This is a genomic window from Companilactobacillus sp. FL22-1, assembly GCF_043951805.1.
Classification (GTDB): Bacteria; Bacillota; Bacilli; order Lactobacillales; family Lactobacillaceae; genus Companilactobacillus.
Genome location: NZ_JBINJY010000036.1, coordinates 1 through 751 on the forward strand (window position 1 = coordinate 1; position 751 = coordinate 751).

1 protein-coding gene is annotated in these 751 nt (G+C 36.1%); it reads left to right on the forward strand.

The window, feature by feature from the left end; all coding sequences use genetic code 11:
- The coding region (locus ACG72T_RS12545; RefSeq protein ID WP_395266470.1) for a MucBP domain-containing protein at positions 1 to 751 on the forward strand (751 nt) is incomplete at both ends.

The window sequence follows — 751 nt, forward strand, 5'->3', positions numbered from 1 at the left end:
GGCGTACAAGATACCGTACTAAAAGACCAAGAAGTTGGTAAAGATGTAGAAGTATCTGCCCCAACAATCGAAGGTTATACAGCAACTGAAGCTACTAAGAATGTAAATGTAGCCAAAGAAGGTTCAACTGTAACATTCACATACACAAAGAATGCTGTTGCACCTAAGACAGCAACTATTACTATTAATTATCTTGACACAGATGGTAATGTACTAAAAACTGCTAAAACTGATACAGCTGATGTAGATTCAACTTATAAAGCTGATGCACCTGAAATCAAAGGTTATACCCTAGATGGTGATGCTAGTCAGTCAATTACAGTAAAAGCTGATAGTAATGTAATTAACTTTAAGTACACTAAGAATGCTGAACCTATCCAACAATCAACAATTACAACAAAATTTGTAGACGCTGACGGCAATGCCGTAGCTGATTCAATTTCTGAAAAGGTTGACAATGGTAAGTCATACACAGTTAAAGCTAAAGATGTTACTGATTATACTTTGAGTGGAAACGCTACTCAAACAATCGATTCAGTAACTGGTGACGAAACTCTAACATTCAAATACACAAAGAATGCACCAGTTGTTTCAAAGGCTAATGTAACAGTAAATTATTTAGATGCTGACGGCAATGTATTACAATCTGCTAAGACTTTAACTGACCAAGTTGTTGGTTCAACTGTAACCGAAACAGCACCAGCTATCAAAGGTTATACAGTAGACCAATCATCTAAATCATTGGAGGTTG